The organism is Pseudodesulfovibrio indicus, from assembly GCF_001563225.1.
Lineage (GTDB): Bacteria > Desulfobacterota > Desulfovibrionia > Desulfovibrionales > Desulfovibrionaceae > Pseudodesulfovibrio > Pseudodesulfovibrio indicus.
The window spans coordinates 540534-561794 of the sequence record NZ_CP014206.1 but is presented as its reverse complement, the minus strand read 5'-3'; the positions used below and the strand labels follow the sequence as shown (position 1 = coordinate 561794).

Here is a 21261-nt window from a genome sequence, read left to right as displayed (position 1 = left end):
ATCTACGCCCTCCCCTGCCTGGATTTGAAATAGAGTTTGAGCATGTAGGCGATGATCGCGCCTCCCGCGACCAGGAAGCCGACGAACAGGTAGAAGGACCCGTACCGGTTGGTCACGGGCAGGGATTCGATGGTGAACCACGGCGCGAGGTACAGGGCGCGCACCCAGTGGCGGACGCAGGCCATGAGGAACACGGTGGCCACGGCCCAGCCTGCGGTCTGCCGGGGTTGGCCCTTGAAGCCCGCGTAGAGCGCGCCGCCCACGGCCAGCAGGGCCGCGACCAGGGTCAGGGTGGCCGGGAGGTTGCCGCCCATGAGCGCGGTCAGCACCTCGTTGGGCAGGGCCATGAGGAACCACACGCCCACGGCCAGGTTGGCCAGGGTGGTCCGGGTGAACCACCACATGCCGGTGGTCACCATGTCGTCCTTGCCCCGGACCTGGCCGAGCAGGGCCACGAACAGCCCGCCCACGGCCCCGGCCCCGAGCATCATGTGCAGGAACCGGGGATAGAGGGCCGGGTCGGACCAGTTGAGGAACCCGGCGGTGGTCTCGAAATACCGGGTCCACGCCTCGGGCCGGAGCATCAGGGTCATGTTGTTGGAGAACATGAAGCCCACGTAGAACAATCCCAGAAGCGAGGTTCCGAAGAGCAGGGTGCGCAGTCTCGGCCCCATTGTGTCGTATTTGAACTTGTAGGCGTAGAACCCGTAGTAGGAGTAGAGGAGGACCGCGATGACCGCCAGCCACCAGCCGCCCATGAGCACGGAGCTGACGTAGTCGAAATTGCCGTAGTTGACCTGCAGGAAGAGCAGGGGTGCAACGCCCATGTTGATGGTCAGCGCCAGCAGGGGGGGGAGCTTCTTGCCCGCCTCGCGGATGATCCCGCCGTCGCCGCGCAGGGCGTGGGCCAGCCCGATGACCGCGGAGCCGAGCAGGGCGTTCATGAACAGCACGTGGGCCGCGAAGGTGGCTATGAGCAGGATGTCGAACCAAGCCCAGTGGATAGGTATCGGCTCTGCCAGCGGGATGAGGGAAGCTGGATTCACGGGTCACTCCTTGTGGCGTTGCGGGTATAATTGCCGTCTTATAGAATAATTGAACGGACGACACAACAAAGACGGACTCCTGTTAGAATATACACCTCTTTAATCTTTGGCGAATTATAATTGCGTCCGGGTCGGATTGTGTTAGGGTATGGTTAAAGACACCCAACCGGAATTCCAGGGAGAAAGACATGAAGATAGGTCCCAAGCTCACCGTGCTGGGTACAGTCCTGGTCGGCCTGACTGCGGCAGGCATCCTCGGCATCCTCCTGTGGCAGAGCTCCAAGGTCTCCAGGACCCTGACCAAGCATTTCAATATCCAGGCCCAGAAGGAAATGACCCTGGCCGTGGACGACGCCCGAAACCTGCTCGACACCCAGCACGCCACCCTGACCAAGCAGTTGGAGAACGACATGCGGGTGGTCCTGGACATCGTGGAGCGCGGCGGCGGGCTGGGCCTCCTGGACGGCGACGTGGAGTGGAAGGCGGTCAACCAGATCACCAAGGAAGGGACCAGCGTGAACCTTCCGGAGATGGCCCTGGGCACCGAGTGGCTGGGCCAGAACGCCGACCCGAACAAGCCCACGCCCCTGGTGGACGAGATAATGAAGCTCACGGGGACCACCTGTACGGTGTTCCAGACCATGAATAGCTCCGGCGACCTCCTGCGGGTGGCCACCAACATCCTCAAGACCGACGGCAAGCGCGCCGTGGGCACCTACATCCCCAGTTCCTCGGCCGTGGCCCAGTCCATCAAGGCCGGGGAGACCTTCCGGGGCACGGCCTTCGTGGTCAACGCCTGGTACCTGACCCAGTACCGGCCCATCAAGGACGGATCGGGCAAGGTCATCGGCTGTCTGTACGTGGGCATCCTCCAGGAGGGCGTGGAGCAGCTGCGCCGGGGATTCAAGTCCGTGCAGCTGGGCGCGTCCGGGGCATTGACCGTGTTCGGCGGGTCCGGCTCTTCCGAAGGCGTGATCAAGATCCACAAGGACACCGGCAGGGAGGGGCAGTCCATCTTTGACGAGAAGGACGTTTCCGGCGCGGACGTCTATCGGGAACTGGCCAGGCAGGCCAAGGAAGCGGACGGCAAGGTGGTGACCATCGAGACCGATCTGCCCATGGCGGGCGACGCGCGCACCGCCATCCTGAGCGCCGTGTATTTCAAGCCCTGGGACTGGGTGATTCTCGGCACCGGCTATCTCGACGAGTTCATGGAGGGCCAGCGGGCCACGGACAGCGCCCTGCAGTCCACCAAGTGGTGGACCGTGGGCATCGGCGCGGCCATGCTCCTGGTGGGCGTGGTCTGCTTCATCTTCTTCGCCCGCAAGATGAGCCTTGCCATCGGCACCACGGTGACGGTCATGGCCGACATCAACCAGGGCGACCTGGACGTGCCGAAGCTCGCCGTCCGCAAGGGGGGCATGCGCGACGAGATGGACGACCTGGGCGAAGCGGTCAACGCCATGGGCGAGAAGCTTCGCGAGGTGGTCTCCAACGTCCAGGCGGCGGCGGAATCCGTGACCATGGGCAGCGCGGAGCTGACCAACACCTCCACGGCCCTGGCCGAAGGCGCGTCCAACCAGGCCAGCGCGGTGGAAGAGGTCTCCGCCTCCATGGAGGAGATGACCGCCAACATCGAGCAGAACACGGACAACGCCCGGCAGACCGAGGAGATCGCCCGTCAGGCGGCGGGCGACGCCGAAGAGGGCGGCCGGTCCGTGACCCAGACCGTGGAGGCCATGCGCCTGATTGCGGACAAGATCGCCATCATCGAGGAGATCGCGCGCCAGACCAACCTGCTGGCGCTCAACGCGGCCATCGAGGCGGCCCGCGCGGGCGAGCACGGCAAGGGATTCGCCGTGGTCGCCGCCGAGGTCCGCAAGCTGGCCGAGCGCAGCGGCGTGGCCGCGGCCGAGATCAGCGAGCTGTCCGCCAACTCCGTGGCCATCGCGGAACAGGCCGGGACCATGCTCGACAAGATGGTCCCGGATATCACCCGCACGGCGGAGCTGATCCGCGAGATATCCGTGAGCAGCGAGGAGCAGAGCACGGGCGCGTCCCAGATCAAGAACGCCGTCCTGGAACTGGACCGCGTGGTCCAGCAGAACGCTGCCGAGTCCGAGCACGTGGCCGCCGCCTCCGAGACCCTGTCGTCCCACGCCCTGCAACTGCAGCAGATCATCGGCTATTTCCGGCTGGAAGGGAGCGCCCGCATGGCGCAGCCGCCCAGGACGAAGCGGGTCGTGGCCTCCGCCGGGCCTTCCCGGGCCAAGGCGCTGCCCCAGGCCGCGCCCAAGGCGTCGCCCAAGGACGGACCCAAGGCCGCGCCCAAGTCCCCGGGCGGAGGCCTGGACCTGGACATGGGCGACGACACCGAGTTTGAACGATTCTGATTCCTTACTCCTCCTTAGTGCGGGCCCGCGTCATGCCGTTGCATGGCGCGGGCCTTGTCTTTTGCGCCGAAAAGGGTAGAAATGCTGCCAAGGAGAGACCGCCATGGGCAAGACGCTGCTGTTCGACGCCGGAAACACCAACACCAAACTCTGCCTGGCCGACGAGCAGGGACTCCACGAGAGCTACACCCTGCCGACCCGCCCGGCCAACACCGACGACGACTGGGGACTCAAGATCGAGTCCATCCTCCTGCGCGAAGGGATCGAACCCACGGAGATCGAGGCGTGCGTCATCTCCTCGGTGGTCCCGCCGCTGGACCCGCTCATAGCCGGCATGGCCGCCCGGTTCCTGGAATGCGACGCGGTTTTCGCGGGCCGGGACCTGCAGATCGACATCGACAACGAATACGTGCACCCGGAACAGGTGGGCGCGGACGTCCTGGTGGGCTGCTATTCCGCACGCATGACCTACGACGAAGACAACCTCATCGTGGTCGACTTCGGCACGGCCACCACCTGCGCCTGCGTGCAGGGCAACGCCTTCAAGGGCGGGCTCATCTGTCCCGGCCTGCTCTCGTCGGCCTCGGCCCTGGCCTCGGGCACGGCCAAGCTCCCCAAGGTGGACCTGGAGCTGCAAAGCCCGACCCTGCGGTGGGGCCAGAGCACTGCCGAGTGCCTGAACCAGGGCTTCATCTTCGGGTTCGCGTCCATGATCGACGGCCTGGTCGAAAAACTTTCCCTGCAGCTCCCGGACCCCTTCGTGGTGGCCACCGGCGGCCTGGCCCGGACCATCGCCCAGGTCTCGGAGTCCATCAACGAACTCCGCCCCGACCTGGTCATGGAAGGGCTGTGGATGGCGTATTACAACCGCTAGCGGCGAGGCCCGAAGGCGGCCGCCGTCTCCGGGATGTGCGGGCATCGTCACGAAATAATAACTGCCCATCGGCGCGCATACGTAGTATGCAATTGAGCATCCGGCAGAAATCATCTAGAATTCCCGCCATTCAACGGGATACGACCTGTCTTCAATTCTGAGTAAGGAGAAGTATAATGAGCATCATCACCGGCGTCTGGGCGCGCGAGATCCTCGATTCGCGCGGCAACCCCACTGTAGAGTGCGAAGTGATCCTGGAATCCGGCGACATCGGCCGGGCAGCCGTGCCTTCCGGCGCATCCACCGGGTCCCGCGAGGCCCTGGAGCTGCGCGACAAGGAAGAGCGCTACGGCGGCAAGGGCGTCATGCAGGCCGTGGAGAACGTGCGCGGCGAGATCGCCGGGGCCGTCATCGGCATGGACGCCGTGCGCCAGCTGACCCTGGACAACGCGCTCATCGACCTGGACGGCACCGAGAACAAGGACCGCCTGGGCGCCAACGCCCTGCTCGGCGTGTCCATGGCCACCGCCCGCGCGGCCGCCAAATTCATGGGCATGCCCCTCTACCAGTACCTCGGCGGGACCAACGCCAAGCTCCTGCCCGTGCCGCTCATGAACATCATCAACGGCGGCGAGCACGCCCCCAACAACCTGGACATCCAGGAGTTCATGATCATGCCCGTGGGCGCGGACACCTTTGCCGAGGCGTTGCGCATGGGTGCCGAAATCTTCCACAAGCTGAAATCCATCCTGGCCAAGGACGGACACGTCACCTCCGTGGGCGACGAGGGCGGCTTCGCCCCCAACCTGAAGTCCCATGCCGAGGCGTTCCAGTACATCATCCGCGCCTGCGAGGCCGCCGGGTACGAGCCGGGCCGCGAAGTGGGCCTGGCCATCGACGCCGCCGCCTCCGAGTTCTACAAGGACGGCAAGTACGTCCTGGCGGGCGAGAACAAGACCTTCTCCGCCGACGAACTGATCGACTTCTACGACGACCTGGTCTCCCGGTTCCCGCTCATCTCCATTGAGGACGGGCTGGCCGAGGGCGACTGGGACGGCTGGGCGGCCATGACCGACAAGATGGGCGACCGCATCCAGCTGGTGGGCGACGACCTGTTCGTCACCAACCCGGACATCCTGGCCGAAGGCATCGACCGGGGCGTGTGCAACTCCATCCTGATCAAGCTGAACCAGATCGGCACGGTCACCGAGACGCTCGACACCATCGAGCTGGCCAAGACCGCGGGGTACACCAACGTGGTCTCCCACCGCTCCGGCGAGACCGGCGACCACTTCATCGCCGACCTGGCCGTGGCCGTGAACGCGGGCCAGATCAAGACCGGCTCCCTGTGCCGCTCCGACCGGCTGGAGAAGTACAACCAGCTGCTGCGCATCGAAGAGGACCTGGGAGACGACGGCGTCTACTACGGCCCCATTCTCGGCGGCAGCTTCTTCGAAGAATAACGGTTTGCCAAGGGCCGCTCCTCACGGGGCGGCCCTTTTTTTTCACCCTGCAACACCGGAGGCCGACGATGAAAAAGCTGTTCTTTCCCCTGTTTCTGATCGCGATCCTCTCCGCCGTTCCGGCCCTGGCCGGGGACGCCCCGAACCTCGAGGGCGCGTGGGTCTGCCAGTCCACCACCGTGGCGGGCATCAAGGCGGGCATCTACGAGAACAAGGAGGCGGGCTCCACCCTGGTCATCGAGGACCAGAAGGGCCGCGTCTTCACGGGCTACAAGCGGTGGACCCTCAAGGGCGAGACCTTCACCGAGAAGATCGTGGGCGGCATCGCGGCCGACGGCGAGCTGTACATCGCCGAGGAGAACGACGGCACCCTCCACGGCGACTACGACGAGGCGGGCGGGCGCATGCTGCTCTTCTACGTGGAGAGCGGCCCGGACGCCAAAGTCCTCCAGGGCGTGTACAAGAAGGCCCAATAAAGCGCCCCGGCGCGGACTTGACGGAATGGGCGGTTCGTGAGAAGCGACCCGCATCCATTCACCGCACCAAACCGACAGAGAGGACGCACATGATTCTGCTGGACGGAAAGGAAACGGCCGCGACCATCCGGGCCGAGATCAAGGTAGAGGTCAGCGAACTGGAGGCCAAGTACGGTCGCAAACCCGGACTGGCCGTGGTCCTGGTGGGTGAGGACCCCGCCAGCCAGGTCTACGTCCGCAACAAGGAGCGCGCCTGCGAGGACTGCGGCATCCGCTCCATCCCTCACCGTCTGGAGACGGCCAGCCAGCTGGAGCTGGAAGGGCTGATCCAGGAACTCAACCGCGACGTGAACGTGGACGGCATCCTGGTCCAGTTGCCCCTGCCCAAGGGGCTGGACTCCCAGAAGATTCTCGACCTGATCGACCCGAACAAGGACGTGGACGGCTTCCACCCGGTGAACGTGGGCAAGATGTCGCTGGGGTTGCCCGGCTTCAAGCCCTGCACCCCGGCCGGCGTCATCAACCTGCTCAAGCGGTACGGCCTGGACCCCGCCTGCAAGAAGGCCGTGGTCATCGGCCGGTCCAACATCGTGGGCAAGCCCCTGGCCATGATGCTCTCCCAGAGCGGCCCGTGCGCCAACGCCACCGTGACCCTGTGCCACTCCCGCACCGCCGACCTCAAGGCCGAATGTCTGGAAGCGGACTACATCTTCGCGGCCATCGGCATGCCGAACTTCGTGACCGCCGACATGGTCAAGGAAGGCGCGGTGGTCGTGGACGTGGGCATCAACCGCACCGACGAGGGGCTGGTGGGCGACTGCGATTTCGACGCCCTCAAGGACAAGGTCCACGCCATCACCCCGGTGCCGGGCGGTGTCGGCCCCATGACCATCGCCCAGCTCATGGTCAACACCCTGGAGGCGTTCAAGCTCCACGTGGGCGCGGCGTAACCCCCCGCCTGCACCGATCGTTCAAAAGCAAAGAGGCCGGATCAAGTCCGGCCTCTTTTTTTGCATCCGCGGCAATATCCTAGACGGTCACGCTGGCGAACTGCGGCTCCACGCTTTGGGCCGGGGCCTGGTAAGCCTCAAGCGCCTTGCTCACGCTCGCCTTGGCCGGGTTGAAGTCGGCCTCCAGCTTGGAGGTCAGGTCCTGGAGCTGGGCGATGTTGTCCAGCTCGCCCCTCAGCTCCTCGAGGATGTCGTTCAGCTCGTCCAGGGAGTCGGCCGCGCCGGAGTCGGCAGACTGGGCCGTATGGGCAAAGAAGCGGGCGGTCAGGTCCTGGGTGGCCGAGACCCCGTCCGTGCTCCCGGCGTCGAAGAACAGCTCGTTCAGGCCGTTGTCGAAAAAGTTGTTCAGGGCGTTGTTGATCCCGGAATTGAACCGGGCCATGGCCTCGTCACCGGCGGCGATGCCGAAGTTGCGGTCGATGAACTTGAGGACGTTGAGCATGCCCTCGCCTAGGGTATCCTCGGTCACGCCCGAAGCGGTGGACTGAATGATCATGCCCGCAGCGGCGGAAGCCGTTTCGTCCCCGAACCGCTCGCGCAGCCAGTCCATGGTGGACGCCAGCTCGTCGCGCAGCTCGCCGGAATCCCTGGGCTCGCCGTTCTCGTCCGTGACCTCGCCCATGCGCCGGACGATCTCGTTGGCAAAGGTCTCGCCCAGGGTGCGCGGGAAATCGGCGGGCAGCTTGTCCGCCTGGCCCGGCGCCTTGGCCAGGGCCGTGGCCGCCGGGGTCAGCCCGTCCTTGGCCGGGTTGAGCACCGCGATCTGGCCCAGGCGCAACCCGTTGGAATCATCCAGCAACGACGCCGCGTCCCCAAGGTCCTGGCCCTGGTTCTGCCGCTCCTTGAGCTGCTGCATGAAGCCGTAATTCATGTGCGCGCCTGAGATTCTCATGCTCACTTTATCGGACGACCCGAATGTTTCTTTATACTCCATGTCTCATAAATGTTTGTACGGTGCCTCCGGGCCTCCAGCCGTTGGCGAGTGTCGGGGGGGGGCGCGGCGGGCAGGGCGGAGGACAAGGGAAGGTGTCAGGGGGCGTGTTGGAGCATGGGTGAAGAAAACCGGCCTCTCTCGACCCGCCACCCCTCGCGAAGCGACCCAAAAAGTTTGGGAGGGGAGAAGGGGATTGGGGGGTCCAGGGGGGAAAGGGGAAGAGGGGGACCTTTTCCAAAAGGTCCCCCTCTTCCCCTTTCCCCCCTGGCCGCCGGAGGCGCAAAAAAAAGTCCCGCCCGGCGGGTGCCGGGCGGGGCTTTTGATTGCGATCGCAAACCGCGTTAGTACATGCGGTTTTCTTCGATGTAGGCGAGGACGAAGGCTTCGGCGTCTTCCACGGTGGAGACGTCGTCGCGGACCTGCGCCTGGAGCAGCTGGTCGCGGATCTTGCCGATGGCCGGTCCGGGCTTGAGTTTGGCCAGTTCCATGATCCGGTTGCCGTCGAGCAGCGGTTCCAGTTCGAGGTCCGGGATATCGGCGCGTTCGGCCATCTTGAGGTTGTGGTTGAACTCGCGCCAGGACCCGTCGCGCGCCTTGATGTCGGCGCGGACCATCTCCATGATGCGCGGGTATTCGTCCAGGCCGCGCAGCCGCCGGATGCCCTTGTCGGTGAGCATGAAGTGCGGGCGCATGTGGTTCTGGACGAGGTCGCAGATGAGGTCGATGTCCTGCTCTTCGAAGTGAAGCCGTTTCAGGACCTTGCGGGTAACCTTGGCGCCCACGCGGTGGTGCTGCAGGAAATTCCAGCGGCCTTCGTAGTATTCGGCGGTGTAGAGTTTGCCGATGTCGTGGAACAGGCAGGCCACGGTGCCGAACCAGTCGAAGGGCAGCTCTTCGGGGTACGTCTTCATGACGTCCAGGGTGTGTTCCAGGACGGTCTCTTCGGTGCCTTCTTCCGGGTTCTTGATCTGGGTGACGCGGGACAGGGCCGCGATCTCCGGGATCAGGCCGTGCAGGAGCATGGAGTCGAAGAGCAGGCGGAAGAACTTGTGCATGGACTCGGCCTCGACCTTGCGCCATTCGTCCAGGAACTGGGACATGGGCACGTAGTCGAGCACGCGCCGGGAGCAGCGCACGATGGCGGCCCAGGAGTTGGCCTCGATCTCCTTGTCGAAGTTGGCCGCGAAGCGCAGGGCGCGATAGGCCAGGGAGTAGTCCTTCTTGAGGGCCTGGTCGGGCATGCCCTTGAAGCGGATCTTGCCTTCGGCGAAGTCCGCGAAGTCGGCGTAGGTCTCCTTGGCGCGCGGGATGAAGGGGCAGACCGCGGACAGGGGGATGTCGCCGCGCTGTTCCAGCCGCTTGAGCAGCCGGGGGGTCATGGTGGACACGGCCTCGTCGGTGTAGGCGGCTTCCTCGGTGGAGGCGGGGTAGAAGTAGTAGGTGACTCCGCCCTCGACCAGGGTGCCGACAACGCCCTTGTCCTTGGACTCTTCCATGTTGGGGAAATATTTCTTCAATTCCTCGAATCCGGCTTCGGTGCAGATGTCGAGTTCCTTTTCGCTGCCCGTCTGGTCCAGGGTCAGGGCCTGGAGCCGGACGTTGATGATATAGGCGTCAAAGCCGTTACGCATGATGGTTTTGCAAAAGCCGACAGCGTCTTTGAAGGGCTGGCTCATATCTCTCCTTTCTCGGCGCGCCGCATCCGTCCGGGCGGGCGCCCTCTTGGTGATTCATTTGCCCGCCGGGAGGGCGTTTTCGCTCCCGGAGGGGCCGGGACCAGGGTCGGTCACCGGGAATCCCTGCTATACAATCTTTTTTCCCGCAATGAAATGGGTTTTTACCCGCCCTTTCAGGACGGAACCGAGCAGCGGCGTGTTTTTTCCCTTGGAATGCAGGGCCTGCGGCGTGACGGTCCATTCCTCGTCCTCGTCGAACAGGAAGAAGTCCGCCGGGTCGCCGGGCGCGAAGGTGTTCACCGGCAGGTTGAAGACCGTGCACGGGGCCGTGGTCCAGGCGCGGACAAAGGTTTCGCGGGTCAGGACGCCGTCGCGCACCAGCCCCCAGGTCACGGACAGGGCCGTGTCCAGGCCGGTGATGCCGCAGGGCGCCACGTCGAACTCGGTCTCCTTCTCGTAGCCCGCGTGGGGCGCGTGGTCCGTGGCCAGGCAGTCGATGGTCCCGTCGTTCAGCGCCTCGATCATGGCCAGCCGGTCGTCCTCGGTGCGCAGGGGCGGATTGACCTTGGCCAGGGTGGAGTACTCGGTGGCTTCGGCCTCCAGCACGTCCTCGGTCATGGTCAGGTAGTGGGGCGTGGTCTCGGCCGTGATCCTGACCCCGCGCGCCTTGGCGAAGCGGATGAGGTCGACGGACTTGCGGCAGGAGATGTGGGCCAGGTGGATGGGCAGGTCCAGGTATTCGGAGAGCAGCACGTCGCGGGCCACCTGGAGCGCCTCGGCCACGTCGGGCTGGCCGGGCAATCCCAGGCGGCTGGAGACCTCGCCCTCGTTCACGCCCGCGGCCACGCCCAGGTACGGGTCCTCGCAGTGGTCGATGACCACGCGGTCCCAGTCCGAGGCGTATTCCACGGCCAACCGGAAAATCTTGGTGGACTCCACGGGCACGCCGTCGTTGGAGAAGGCCGCGCAGCCCGCCTTGGCCAGCTCGGCCATGGGCGCCAGCTCCTGCCCCTTGAGTCCCTTGGTCAGCGCGCCGATGGGGAACAGGCGCGGCCCCTTGGGCCAGTATTTGCGGGCCTTTTCGAGCATCATTTCGGTCACGGATTCGCAGTCGTTGACCGGCTTGGTGTTGGCCATGCACATGATGTTGCCGAACCCGCCCCAGGCGGCGGCGCGCAGGCCGGACTCCACGTCCTCCTTGTACTCGAACCCCGGTTCGCGCAAGTGCACGTGCACGTCGGTCAGGGACGGCAGGAGCGTCAGGCCGTAGGCTTCCTCCACGCGCGCCTCCCCGGTGTCCAGCGACTTGGCCGAGGGTTTCACCTCGACGATCCTGCCCCTGGACACGAACACGTCCACTTCCTTGCCGTCCAACCTGGCGCGCCTGACGATCAAATCTATCTTTGCCATGGTGTCCTCCTGGTATGCCTCCGGCGGCCCTGCCGGGGGCCTTAAGAACCTTTTGAAAAAGGTTCTTAAGAATCTCCAAAACTTTATAGTGCGCTTCGCGGCGTTTGCCGTTCGCGAGAGTATTCCTCTAAATAATCACCTTCGCCGGAGGCGACATCGGGATTGCAAAGGGTTGGCCCTTTGCCCGCCGGAGGCGAAATCACCCGACAACGCCGCCGCAGGCGGCTTCCCCTGTTCCTATTCCTCGCCCTTCCGGGTCATGTACAGGAAGAGCAGGGCCATGCGCACGACCACGCCGCTGGCGACCTGGTCGAGGATCAGGGAGTTGGCGGTGTCGGCCAGCTCGGAGTTGATCTCCACGCCCCGGTTCAGGGGGCCGGGGTGCAGGATGCGCACGTCCGGGTTGGCCAGCTCCACGTGTTTCAGCCCCAGGCCGAAGGTCCGGGCGTATTCGCGCAGGTCGGGCAGCAGCCCGTCCTTCTGGCGTTCCAGCTGGAGGCGCAGGCACATGACCGCGTCCACGCCCTTGACGGCCTCGCTCAGGTCCGAGAAGACCTTGACCGGCCAGGTGTTCAGGGCCGGGGGGAGCAGGGTGCGCGGGCCGCAGATGCGCACGTTCGCGCCGAGCTTGCGCAGCAGGATGACGTTGGAGCGGGCCACGCGCGAGTGGGCGATGTCGCCCAGGATGAGCACGGTCTTGCCGGTCAGGTCGCCCCACTCCTGGTGCAGGGTGAAGGAGTCGAGCAGCGCCTGGGTGGGGTGGGCGTGGCGGCCGTCGCCCGCGTTGATCACCGAGCACTCCAGCCGGTCGGCCAGGAACCGGGCCGCGCCCGAGCACCAATGGCGGATGACGATGGCGTCCGGGGCCATGGCCTGGAGCGTCAGGGCGGTGTCCTTGAGGGATTCGCCCTTGGTCAGGCTGGAGGAGCTGGTGGCCAGGGAGAAGGTGTCGGCGGACAGCCGCTTTCCGGCCACGTCGAAGCTCGTCTTGGTGCGCGTGGACGGCTCGGCGAAGAAGAGGATCACGCTGCGCCCCTTGAGGGTCGGCACCTTCTTGACCGGCCGTTCCTGCAACTCCTGGAACCGCCCTGCGGTCTCGAAGATCGCCATGACCTCCGAGCGGGAAAGCTGGGACACGTCCAACAAGTCTTTATGTAACCATTTCATACGTTTACGCCTCCGCCATCCTAAAATAGCGATTGTATCGATTCCGGAACCAGGGCGAAGGCTGCGGCCTTGCCCGGTTCCAACGTGCCGAGGGTATGGCCCGCGCCCAGGATGCGGGCCGGGTTCCGGGTGAGCATGGCGAGCAGGTCGGTGAGCGGCAGCTCGCCGTGGAAATGTTCCTTGAGGTAGCGGGCCTCGTTCCACAGGTCGAGGTCGGTGTTCGAGGCCAGGGAGTCGGTGCCGAGGCAGAGCGGGGTGCCGGACGCGAACCATTTTTCCCACGGCGCGCGGCCCACGCCGATGAACTCGTTGGAGCGCGGGCAGAGGCAGACCGTGGCCCCGGACGCGCGCACGGTCTCGATGTCCTCGTCCGTGACCTTGACGCAGTGCACGGCCAGGGTGGACTCGTCGAGCAGCCCCAGCTCGGCGGCGCGCTGCACCGGACGCTTTTTCGGCGGGGTGAAGTCCATGAGCCGCCCGCGTGCCTGGAGCAGGTCCAGGAACGCGCTCGGCTCGCCCGCCATGATCGCCGACTCGTCGTCGTGTTCGGCCAGGTGCAGGGAGAAGGGCAGCCCCTTGTCCAGGGTCTCCTTCTTGGCGGCGCGCAGGACATCCGCGTGGGTGGTGTACAGGGCGTGGCCCGCCACGGACAGGAACCCGGACCGGAACTCGCCGGACGGGATGAAGGTCCGCTTGGGCACGGTCTCGCCGATGGCCTCGCAGAAGACCGCGAAAAAAAGGCCGGAAGCTTCGAGTGCTCCGGCCATCTCCTTGGCGAAACGGGTGGCGATGTCTCCCACCATTACGGTGCCGGTTCGCTTCAACTCGTCCACGGCCTCCGCGAGCGCGTCCGGCTCCAGGTCGAAGATGGGTTGGCGCAGCAGATCCTCGACCCAGGTGACGAACCCTTTTCCGGCCGGGCATTTGCCCTTCAGGTGGGCCAGTTCGAGATGGGAATGGGCGTTGATCAGGCCGGGGCAGACGAACTTGTCGCCGAGGTCCAGAATCTCTCCGGAATGGTCTTTGGCGAGGTCGGAAAAGGTCCCGACTTCCTTGATGATCCCCTGGCTGACGAGGATTCCGGCGTCCTTCATGACGGGTGCGCCGGGGGTCATGGTCGCGGCCTTGGCCGCACGAACGAGTTCAACCATCCGGTTTCGTCTGCTCCCCTGCTGTCGGTTGTCTGTCTCTGGTGAAGTGCCCGCGCACGGGCTGAGAATATTTCGTAGTATGTTTTGGTGCCGGGGTAAAGGAAAGAATGGGCGCAAACTGCCTGTTTCAGGCCCGGCGAAGGACGAAATCCGGCCCGTCGGCAAAGCGGACGGCGGTCTCGGGCAGCCCGAGCTCGAAATAGGCCGGTTTGAGCTCCCCGGCGTGGCCGTACAGCTCGCCGGAGTAGCGGCGGGGCACGGTCAGGGAGACGGGTTTGCCCCCCAGTTCCCGGACCTTTTCGCGCACCAGGGAGAGCAGGGCCAGGCCGCGCGCGGACTGCCCCAGGGCCGGGTGATGCGGTCCGGCCAGGACGCTTTCGTCCAGGGTCTCCTCCGGGGCCAGCCCCATGCGGATGACCCGCACCCTTCGCGCCCAGAGCACGCGCAGCGCCTCGGCCAGCTCGGTCACGGCCCGCTCCGTGGTCCAGGGGACGTATTCGCCGCGCTCCCAGGCCCGCGCCAGGGGGGTCCCGCGCACCACCAGGCAGGGATAGAGCCGGGCGGTCTCGGGTTCCAGGTCCGCCGCCAGCCGGATGTCCTCCCGGAACAGGCCGGGTCGGTCGCCGGGCAGTCCGGGCAGGAGCTGGATGCCGAGCGCCAGGCCCGCCTCCCGGACCAGCGCGCACCCCTTTTTCGCGGCCTCGCCGGAGTACCCCCGGCCCGAGGCCTCCAGGGCCAGGTCGTCAAAGGACTGGATGCCCAGCTCCACCAGGTCCAACCCCAGCGCCCGGAGCCGGGAGAGGGTGTCCGGGGCCACGCAGTCGGGCCGGGTGGAGCAGCGCACGCGGGTGACCAGCCCGGCCTCGCGGAAGCGGGCGGCCAGGGAGAGGAAGGTCTCGGGATAGGGCGTGGGCAGGGCCGTGAACGTGCCGCCGTAGAAGGCCAGCTCGTAGGGGCCGCGTCCCTGGTCCAGCGCGTCCCGGAGGTCCGATTCCAGCGCGTGCAGGATCGCGTCCAGGTCCGTGGCCGTGCGCCCGGTCTGCTTGTCCTGGGCGCAGAACAGGCAGCGGTGCGGGCAACCCGCAAAGGGCAGGAAGACCGGCCAGACGCGGACGGTCGAGGGGGCGGGTTCCGGGTGGGTGTAGCGCATGGGCGCAGGATAGCCGTTTCCGCGCCGCTTTGCACGGCTTCTCGCGGTCCGCCGGAAACGAGCCCATGCCGGGCGCAGAAAAAACGTGCACTCCCGGCGGGGAATCGGTTAGGGAAGGAGAACCGTCCACCCTCAGCCGTTTCGGAGTCCGCATGCAGCCGTCCCCATTCCGCGCCGTTCCCCTGGGCCGCACACCCCGTGTGGGCGTGATCGGGGCCGGATATTGGGGGCGCAACGTGGTCCGCGTGCTCCATGAACTGGGCGCGCTGGCCGTTGTCTGCGACCCGGACGGGGAGGCGTTGGCCGAGGCCGGAAAGCTCTGCCCGGGCGTGCGGCTGTGCCGGGACCGCGCCGAGCTGCTGGCCGACCCTGCCGTGGACGCCGTGGCCGTGGCCGCGCCCGCCGCCGACCACTACCGGCTGGCGCGGGAGGCGCTCCTGGCCGGGAAGCGGGTCTTCGTGGAGAAGCCGCTGACCCTGGCCGAGGCCGGGGCCGCCGAGTTGACGGCCCTGGCGCGGGCGCGCGGGCTGACCCTGATGGTCGGCCATCTCATGCGTCATCATCCGGGGTTCGAGCGTCTCCTTGAGCTGGCTCGCGAGGGCGGGCTGGGGCGCATCGACTACGTCTACTCCAACCGCCTCAACCTGGGGAAGGTCCGGCGGGAGGAGAACTCCCTGTGGTCCTTCGCGCCCCACGACATCTCCATGATCCTGGCCCTGGCCGGGGAAGAGCCGTGCCGGGTTACGGCCACGGGCGGCAATTACCTGCGCGCGGACGTGGCGGACGTGACCACCACCCACCTGGAGTTTCCCTCGGGCATGAAGGCGCATGTCTTCGTGTCCTGGCTGCACCCGTTCAAGGAGCAGAAGCTGGTGGTGGTGGGCGACCGCAAGATGGCGGTCTTTGACGACACCCTGTCCCAGGCCGACAAGCTGCGGCTCTACCCGCACCGCATCGACAACGGCCACGGCGCGGTGCGCACGGAAAAGGGCGAGCCGGAGCGGGTGGAGATCTCCGCTGCCGAGCCGCTCAAGGTGGAGCTGTCCCGGTTCCTCGACTGTGTGCGGACCGCGCGCGGTCCCGGTCACGGACGGGGACGAGGGCGTGCGCGTGTTGCGCGTGCTCAACGAGGCCCAGCGGTGCCTGGATTCCGAGGACCGGACTCCGGCCCCGGGCCGGTGCGGGGCCGTGAGCGTGGAGCCCGGGGCCGAGGTGGGCGAGGGCACGACCCTCTGGCACAACTCGCGCATTTTGTCCGGCACCCGGGTGGGGCGAGACTGCCGCATCGGCCAGAACGTGGTGGCCGGGCCGGACGCGGTCATCGGGAACGGCTGCAAGATCCAGAACAACGTCTCGGTGTTCAAGGGCGTGACCCTGGAGGACGGCGTGTTCTGCGGGCCGTCCATGACCTTCACCAACGTGCGCACCCCGCGCGCCCACATCCCGCGCATGGACGAGCTGCTGCCGACCCTGGTCCGCAAGGGGGCCACCCTGGGCGGCAACTGCACCGTGGTCTGCGGCAACACCGTGGGGCGCTTTGCCTTTGTCGGGGCCGGAGCCGTGGTCACCCGCGACGTGCCGGACCACGCCCTGGTGGTCGGCAATCCGGCCCGGCGCACGGGCTGGGTCTGCGAGTGCGGGGTGAAGCTGGACGGCGCCCTGTGCTGCCCGGCCTGCGGCCTCGGCTACGAGACGGCAGGAGAAGGGCTGGCCCGGAAGTGATCCCGGTTCCGGAGGACGGCTTCCCGTCAAGGAAAAATCACTTACCAACCGAATGATTTTCCCGTAAGAACGGGATATGCAAAGTGGCCCGCCGGACACCGCCGATGGACCGGACGGCAGAGTGAACTCCCCGTCGGGCCGGTGCAAAGCGGGCGGGGGCAAGGCACGTGGTATCGGTTTGCGGCACCCATCTTGCAGTCTGAAAACATTCGGCAACCGAGCAATTTTTTCCGGAGCAGGAGCATGAACCGCATTTCCGTCGTCGTCCCCAGCTACAACCACGCCGGGTATATCGAAGCCTGTCTGGACTCCATTTATTTCCAGGATTACGAGGAGATGGAGATCATCATCGTGGACGACTGCTCCACGGACGGCTCGGCGGAGATCATCGAGCAGTGGCTGGCGGGGGTGGAGACGGACACCGCGTCGTACGTTGCCGACCATGACGAAACTGCCGGGCGGCTGATCCGCGCGGAGCACAAGCGGTACGAAAAAAACCGGGCCATCACCTTCCTGCGCAACGAGCGCAACCTCGGCTCCACCGCGACCTACAACCGGGGTTTTCGCGCCGCGACCGGCGAGTACTGCGCCTTCGTGGCCTCGGACGACCTCTGCCATCCGCAGCTCTTTTCCACCCTGGCCCGCCCCCTAAACCGGGGCGAGGCGGACTTCGCCTACGCCGACATGTTCGTGGTGGACGACGCCCTGCGCATCCTGCGGGAATTCAAGCTCCCGGACTACGACTTCGAAACGTGCTTCTGCCGCTGGTATCTGTGCGGGGTCGCCACCCTCTACCGGCGCGAGCTGCACGAGCGGCTCGGCTACTACGACGAGACGTGCAAGGCGGACGACCACGAGCTGCACCTGCGGTTCGCCATGAACGGCGCGCGGTTCGCGCACGTCCCCAAGACGCTCTACAGCGTGCGCTCCCACCAGGGGCGGGAAGTGGGCCTGCACGCGCCGGACCGGTTCGACGCGTTGCTTGAAGCGTCCAAGGCGCTGACCCTGAAGGCGCGGCAGTGGCTGGAGGCGCAGAGGGGATGAGGCCGTCTTTCCTTGGGACCGAACCCGTTCACGGCGTGAGACAATGATGAACATGGACACCAGCGCATCCACCCCGGCGGCCAGCGTCGTCATCCCGCTGTTCAACCGCGTCGAACTGACTGCGGCCTGCTGGGAATCCCTTGTCGCGCACACCGGGACCGCCGAAGTGGAGGTCGTGTTCGTGGACAACGGCTCCGCCGACGGCACCGCCGCGTTCCTTCGGGGCGTGGCCGGTTCCGCGGCCCTGCCCGTGACCGTGCTGACCAATGCGGACAACCAGGGGTTCGCCAAGGCGTGCAACCAGGGCGCGCGCGCCGCGCGGGGCGGGGTGGTCGTGTTCCTGAACAACGACACCGTGGTCCACGAAAACTGGCTCGCCCCCCTGGCGGCGGAGCTGGCCGACCACCCGGAGACCGGCGTGGCCGGGGCCAAGCTCCTCTACCCGGACGGCACGGTCCAGCACGCGGGCGTGTGCGTCAACCGCTGGAACATCCCCTATCACGTCTTTCTCGGCGCAGCGCCGGACGACCCCCTGGTCAGCGGGCGGCGCGCCTTCCCCATGGTCACCGGGGCGTGCATGGCCGTTCGCAGGGAGGAGTTCCTGGCGCTCGGCGGGTTCGACGAGGGGTACGTCAACGGCCACGAGGACGTGGACCTCTGCCTGCGCTACGCCGAGGCCGGGTTGCGGTCGGTCTACCGCCCGGACAGCGTGGTCACCCACCATGAGAGCCAGTCCGAGGGACGCATGGCCCACTGCCGGGCCAACACGCAGCGGACCCTGGACCGCTGGCTGGACCGGCTGGTCCAGGACGACTTCAATTACGATTTCCCGGAGTCCGAGCGGTTGATCGCGAGCGACCCGCTGTCCATCGTCCTCAAGATTCCGGCCGAGGACAAGCGCGCCGCGCCGCCGCCTGCGACCCTCCGGGCCGAAGGGCTGGCCCGCGAGCTGTGCCGCCGGGGCCACCGGGTCCGCATCCACGCCGTCCCGGACTGGGACAGGACCATGGACGGGTGCGACCTGGTGCTGGCCGTTCCCGGCCCGCGCCGGTACGTCCCAAAGCCCGGTCCGCCGTGCGCGCTGCTCACCGACGGGACGCGGGACGGTGCATCGGGCGCGGGCTACGCCGCCGCGCTCTCCCTGGCCGACCCCTTTACCCGGCGGGATTTCGACGAGTTCGAGACATCGCTGCGCGCGCTGGCCCGCGCCGGAGGGTGTTCATGAGCGCCACGACCACCACGACTGCCACGAGCACCCTGGCAACGCTCCCCTTGGCCACCTTCGAGGACGTCAGGGACCGCTTCTTTCCCGGCACGCCGGTTTCGTATGCGGAGAATTTCACGGACAACGCGGTCCACGACAAGCTGGTGGTCCACATCGGGGCGCGGGCCGGGTCCACCCGCATCCGGGACAAGAACGTGCGCAGGTTGGGCGGCATCCCCCTGATCGGGTACACCATCCTGGCGGCCAGGGCGCTCGGCGCGGACCGGGTCATCCTGAACACCGACAGCGAGGAATATTGTCGGATCGGAGAGGCGTTCGGCGCGGAATGCCCCTTTATCCGGCCCGGGGAGCTGGCCCGCCCGGACGTCTCTCCGGGGCTGGCGTCCTACTACGCGGCCAGGAAGGTCCTTCAGGAGGGGTATCCCGCGGGCTATTGGGTGGAGATGTATCCCACCTCGCCCTTCCGCAACGGTGCGACCCTCAGGCGGTATGTTGAGGTCCTGCGCGGGGCGGGCAGCTGCGTGGCGGTCAACCGGATCACCCCGCCGCCGGGCCGGGTCTACGCGCCGGGCGGGCGGTCCGTCTCCCTGGACCGGGATCAGGGGCTGGTCTTCTACAAGGCCACGGGCACGTTCCTGGGCTACGCCCTGGACGCGGACAAACGGTTCTGGCGGCACCACGAGATCATCCGCAACCCCGTGGAGCTCATCGACATCGACACGGACCGCGACTGGGAGCTGGCCGAATCGATCCTGGCCGCAGGGGCCTACGACTTCGGGATGGAGCTGCCATGCTGACCGCCCATGTTTCCTTTGCGGCGGACACCGCCCGCGAGCAGGAGCTGCTGCGCTGCGAACCCATCGGCCGGTTCGCCCTGGAGTACGCCGTGGAGCTGATCCGATCCGCGCCCATGCTCGGGCCGGGCGCGGTCCTCGCCGCCCACGACTATCCGTTCCTGGACGCCCGAGGCCGGATGAGCCTGCGCCGACTGTTGGCGGGCGACCGGGACCGGGCCGAGCGGGACGCCCTGCGCCCGTCGGAAGGCGAGAGACAGGGCGCGAGCGGCTGGCAGGTAATCCTGCGCCCGCTCAAGGGCAGGATTTCCGCCGAGAGGCTGCTCGGCTTCTGCCGGGGGCTGGCGCTTCTCGACCCTGCCGTCCAAGGCGGTGCGTGGTCCGCCGTGCCGTTCACCACCCTGACCCATCCGCTCTGGCAGTGCCGGGCCGTGGATGTCGCACGCCTGTGCGGCTCGTCCATACGCCTGGACGCCTGTTCCGGCCAACGGGAGTCGGTGGACGGGCGGATCTACCGGGACACCCCCGGCCTGGACCGGGCCAAACCCGCCGGGTCCCAGGACGTGGCCGAGCTGCTCCACTGTGACGGCGCGCTCCGGGCGGTTCCCGCCGGCCTCGCCGGTCCGGAAGAAGCCGTGCTCTTTGCCTCGGAGACGGAATACCTCGCGGACCTGCCCCCATTCTTCCAGTTGCCGCTCTTCGACATGGGCGAGAGCGTTCCCCCGGACATTGGCGCCATCGCCGGGCTGGCCCGGATCGGGAGGCGTTGGCCATGACAAACCCGAAGACCATAGCGCTCGTGGCGGGCATGCACCGCTCGGGCACCAGCGTGGCGGCCAGGGCGGTCCTGTCCCTGGGGCTCCACTTCGGCGACGACCTCATGGAGGAGAGTCCGGACAACCCGCGCGGGTATTTCGAGGACATGGCCATCGTGGACCACAACCGGGCCATGCTGGAGGCGTTGACCGGGGACTCCGCCTTCGGGCGGCTGCGGCCCGAGGGGTTCACCCCGGCCCCGGCCCTCGCGTACGCGGAAAATCACTGCGCGGACGTGGTCCGGGAAAAGTTCGTGGAGTCCGGCGTCACCGGCTGCAAGGACCCGCGCTTCTGCCTGACCTACCCGCTCTGGCGGGAGGCCTTCGAGGCGCACAACGTCATTCCGTCGGTCATCGTCCCGTTCCGCAATCCCCTGGAGGCCGCGCGGTCCCTGAACGGCATCCACCAGGTTCCGGTGGAGCTGGGCCTGAAGCTGTGGTTCGCCCACAACCACGCCGTGCTGCGCAACCTCGCGGACCGGGGAATGCTGCTCCTTTCCTTTGAAAGCATCCTGGCCGACCCGCTCGGCACCCTCGATGTCCTTCGGGGATTCCTGGGCTTGGACGGCGACGGCTCGGGCGAGGAGTTCGCCGCCCAATTCCTGAGCCGCGATCTCAAGCACTACACCCTGTCCCCGGACGACCTGAAGGACGCCTGCGCGGACTGCCCCGAGGTGGCCGAGCTCTATCGCACCCTGACCGACTACGGCCACGGGACCGTAATATCTTCCAGCGACGCCCGCGCAATAGCCGAACGCACGGACCCCGGCGGACGCGCGGATGCCGGTCCTTTCGGGCTGGGGTTGCTGCCTTACGCGCCGGAAGCGCAGAAGAACGTGTTGAATGGAGTAGGGACCGAAGAGGGGAACGGAGACCCGGGAGGGGCGCGGGAACAAACGGGCTAGGCAGGG

General features: G+C 66.8%; 18 protein-coding genes and 1 pseudogene. 12 read left to right on the top strand and 7 right to left on the bottom strand.

The genetic code is table 11. The features are described 5' to 3' along the window. Positions 1-2: 2 nt before the first annotated feature. Complete coding sequence (locus AWY79_RS02635; protein ID WP_066799877.1) at positions 3-1046, bottom strand: hypothetical protein; 1044 nt, start codon at positions 1044-1046, stop codon at positions 3-5. 188 nt (positions 1047-1234) lie between these two features. Between AWY79_RS02635 and AWY79_RS02630 the strand changes: the two genes are divergently transcribed. The 5 genes from AWY79_RS02630 (at position 1235) to folD (ending at position 7202) form a co-directional block, all read left to right on the top strand. Beyond that, a complete protein-coding gene (locus AWY79_RS02630) occupies positions 1235-3439 on the top strand; it encodes a methyl-accepting chemotaxis protein (protein WP_066799875.1) in 2205 nt (734 codons plus the stop codon). A 103-nt stretch (positions 3440-3542) separates the two neighbouring features. Beyond that, the gene (locus AWY79_RS02625; protein ID WP_066799874.1) at positions 3543-4313 is read left to right on the top strand and encodes a type III pantothenate kinase; all 771 of its coding nucleotides are present in this window, start codon (positions 3543-3545) and stop codon (positions 4311-4313) included. Between the two features lie 176 nt (positions 4314-4489). After that, positions 4490-5776: a phosphopyruvate hydratase gene (gene eno, locus AWY79_RS02620; RefSeq protein WP_066799872.1), complete on the top strand. Its 1287-nt coding sequence runs from the start codon at positions 4490-4492 to the stop codon at positions 5774-5776. A 68-nt stretch (positions 5777-5844) separates the two neighbouring features. Then, on the top strand, positions 5845-6252 hold the full coding sequence (locus AWY79_RS02615) for a hypothetical protein (RefSeq protein ID WP_066799863.1): 408 nt from the start codon (positions 5845-5847) through the stop codon (positions 6250-6252). 89 nt (positions 6253-6341) lie between these two features. Next, positions 6342-7202 carry a bifunctional methylenetetrahydrofolate dehydrogenase/methenyltetrahydrofolate cyclohydrolase FolD gene (folD, locus tag AWY79_RS02610; protein WP_066799860.1) on the top strand — a complete coding sequence of 287 codons (861 nt, stop codon included), beginning with the start codon at positions 6342-6344 and terminating at the stop codon, positions 7200-7202. Positions 7203-7281: 79 nt separating this feature from the next. On the opposite strand, the gene AWY79_RS02605 is transcribed toward folD, so the two are convergent. The 6 genes from AWY79_RS02605 to AWY79_RS02580 all read right to left on the bottom strand — a co-directional run bounded on the left by AWY79_RS02605 (position 7282) and on the right by AWY79_RS02580 (position 14750). After that, complete coding sequence (locus tag AWY79_RS02605) at positions 7282-8154, bottom strand: hypothetical protein (protein WP_158509839.1); 873 nt, start codon at positions 8152-8154, stop codon at positions 7282-7284. 383 nt (positions 8155-8537) lie between these two features. Then, on the bottom strand, positions 8538-9872 hold the full coding sequence (locus tag AWY79_RS02600; protein WP_066799851.1) for an HD domain-containing protein: 1335 nt from the start codon (positions 9870-9872) through the stop codon (positions 8538-8540). A 126-nt stretch (positions 9873-9998) separates the two neighbouring features. After that, complete coding sequence (locus tag AWY79_RS02595; RefSeq protein WP_066799848.1) at positions 9999-11282, bottom strand: dihydroorotase; 1284 nt, start codon at positions 11280-11282, stop codon at positions 9999-10001. A 237-nt stretch (positions 11283-11519) separates the two neighbouring features. Then, a complete protein-coding gene (locus tag AWY79_RS02590) occupies positions 11520-12449 on the bottom strand; it encodes an aspartate carbamoyltransferase catalytic subunit (protein ID WP_066799846.1) in 930 nt (309 codons plus the stop codon). A 20-nt stretch (positions 12450-12469) separates the two neighbouring features. Then, positions 12470-13600 (bottom strand): amidohydrolase family protein, encoded by a 1131-nt coding sequence (locus AWY79_RS02585; RefSeq protein ID WP_066799843.1) that lies wholly within the window; start codon positions 13598-13600, stop codon positions 12470-12472. A gap of 127 nt (positions 13601-13727) precedes the next feature. Beyond that, entirely contained in the window at positions 13728-14750 is a 1023-nt protein-coding gene (locus AWY79_RS02580) for an elongator complex protein 3 (protein WP_066799841.1), read from the bottom strand. A gap of 65 nt (positions 14751-14815) precedes the next feature. Here AWY79_RS02580 and AWY79_RS19600 point away from each other — a divergent pair. From AWY79_RS19600 to AWY79_RS02550, 7 genes and pseudogenes are all read left to right on the top strand, one after another. Next, a pseudogene (locus AWY79_RS19600) lies at positions 14816-15586 on the top strand (Gfo/Idh/MocA family protein); the annotation flags it as partial. A 223-nt stretch (positions 15587-15809) separates the two neighbouring features. Continuing rightward, the gene (locus AWY79_RS19565; protein ID WP_269465351.1) at positions 15810-16472 is read left to right on the top strand and encodes an acyltransferase; all 663 of its coding nucleotides are present in this window, start codon (positions 15810-15812) and stop codon (positions 16470-16472) included. A gap of 243 nt (positions 16473-16715) precedes the next feature. After that, on the top strand, positions 16716-17516 hold the full coding sequence (locus tag AWY79_RS02570; RefSeq protein WP_066799839.1) for a glycosyltransferase family 2 protein: 801 nt from the start codon (positions 16716-16718) through the stop codon (positions 17514-17516). Positions 17517-17568: 52 nt separating this feature from the next. Further along, positions 17569-18741 carry a glycosyltransferase family 2 protein gene (locus tag AWY79_RS02565; protein WP_158509838.1) on the top strand — a complete coding sequence of 391 codons (1173 nt, stop codon included), beginning with the start codon at positions 17569-17571 and terminating at the stop codon, positions 18739-18741. Continuing rightward, positions 18738-19538 carry an acylneuraminate cytidylyltransferase family protein gene (locus tag AWY79_RS02560; protein WP_066799835.1) on the top strand — a complete coding sequence of 267 codons (801 nt, stop codon included), beginning with the start codon at positions 18738-18740 and terminating at the stop codon, positions 19536-19538. Before AWY79_RS02565 ends, AWY79_RS02560 begins: the two co-directional genes overlap by 4 nt. After that, positions 19532-20311 (top strand): hypothetical protein, encoded by a 780-nt coding sequence (locus AWY79_RS02555; RefSeq protein WP_066799833.1) that lies wholly within the window; start codon positions 19532-19534, stop codon positions 20309-20311. Before AWY79_RS02560 ends, AWY79_RS02555 begins: the two co-directional genes overlap by 7 nt. Then, positions 20308-21255, top strand: a complete 948-nt coding sequence (locus AWY79_RS02550; RefSeq protein WP_066799830.1) for a sulfotransferase family protein — start codon at positions 20308-20310, stop codon at positions 21253-21255. The genes AWY79_RS02555 and AWY79_RS02550 overlap by 4 nt, the downstream gene beginning before the upstream one ends. Positions 21256-21261: the final 6 nt, after the last annotated feature.

Coding starts and splice junctions, on each gene's coding strand:
- AWY79_RS02565 (WP_158509838.1), top strand. CDS start 17,569: ATGGACACCAGCGCATCCACCCCGGCGGCCAGCGTCGTCATCCCGCTG.
- AWY79_RS02605 (WP_158509839.1), bottom strand. CDS start 8,154: ATGAGAATCTCAGGCGCGCACATGAATTACGGCTTCATGCAGCAGCTC.
- eno (WP_066799872.1), top strand. CDS start 4,490: ATGAGCATCATCACCGGCGTCTGGGCGCGCGAGATCCTCGATTCGCGC.
- AWY79_RS02560 (WP_066799835.1), top strand. CDS start 18,738: ATGAGCGCCACGACCACCACGACTGCCACGAGCACCCTGGCAACGCTC.
- AWY79_RS02600 (WP_066799851.1), bottom strand. CDS start 9,872: ATGAGCCAGCCCTTCAAAGACGCTGTCGGCTTTTGCAAAACCATCATG.
- AWY79_RS02570 (WP_066799839.1), top strand. CDS start 16,716: ATGAACCGCATTTCCGTCGTCGTCCCCAGCTACAACCACGCCGGGTAT.
- AWY79_RS02580 (WP_066799841.1), bottom strand. CDS start 14,750: ATGCGCTACACCCACCCGGAACCCGCCCCCTCGACCGTCCGCGTCTGG.
- AWY79_RS02615 (WP_066799863.1), top strand. CDS start 5,845: ATGAAAAAGCTGTTCTTTCCCCTGTTTCTGATCGCGATCCTCTCCGCC.
- AWY79_RS02555 (WP_066799833.1), top strand. CDS start 19,532: ATGCTGACCGCCCATGTTTCCTTTGCGGCGGACACCGCCCGCGAGCAG.
- AWY79_RS02630 (WP_066799875.1), top strand. CDS start 1,235: ATGAAGATAGGTCCCAAGCTCACCGTGCTGGGTACAGTCCTGGTCGGC.
- folD (WP_066799860.1), top strand. CDS start 6,342: ATGATTCTGCTGGACGGAAAGGAAACGGCCGCGACCATCCGGGCCGAG.
- AWY79_RS02550 (WP_066799830.1), top strand. CDS start 20,308: ATGACAAACCCGAAGACCATAGCGCTCGTGGCGGGCATGCACCGCTCG.
- AWY79_RS02585 (WP_066799843.1), bottom strand. CDS start 13,600: ATGGTTGAACTCGTTCGTGCGGCCAAGGCCGCGACCATGACCCCCGGC.
- AWY79_RS02625 (WP_066799874.1), top strand. CDS start 3,543: ATGGGCAAGACGCTGCTGTTCGACGCCGGAAACACCAACACCAAACTC.
- AWY79_RS02590 (WP_066799846.1), bottom strand. CDS start 12,449: ATGAAATGGTTACATAAAGACTTGTTGGACGTGTCCCAGCTTTCCCGC.
- AWY79_RS02595 (WP_066799848.1), bottom strand. CDS start 11,282: ATGGCAAAGATAGATTTGATCGTCAGGCGCGCCAGGTTGGACGGCAAG.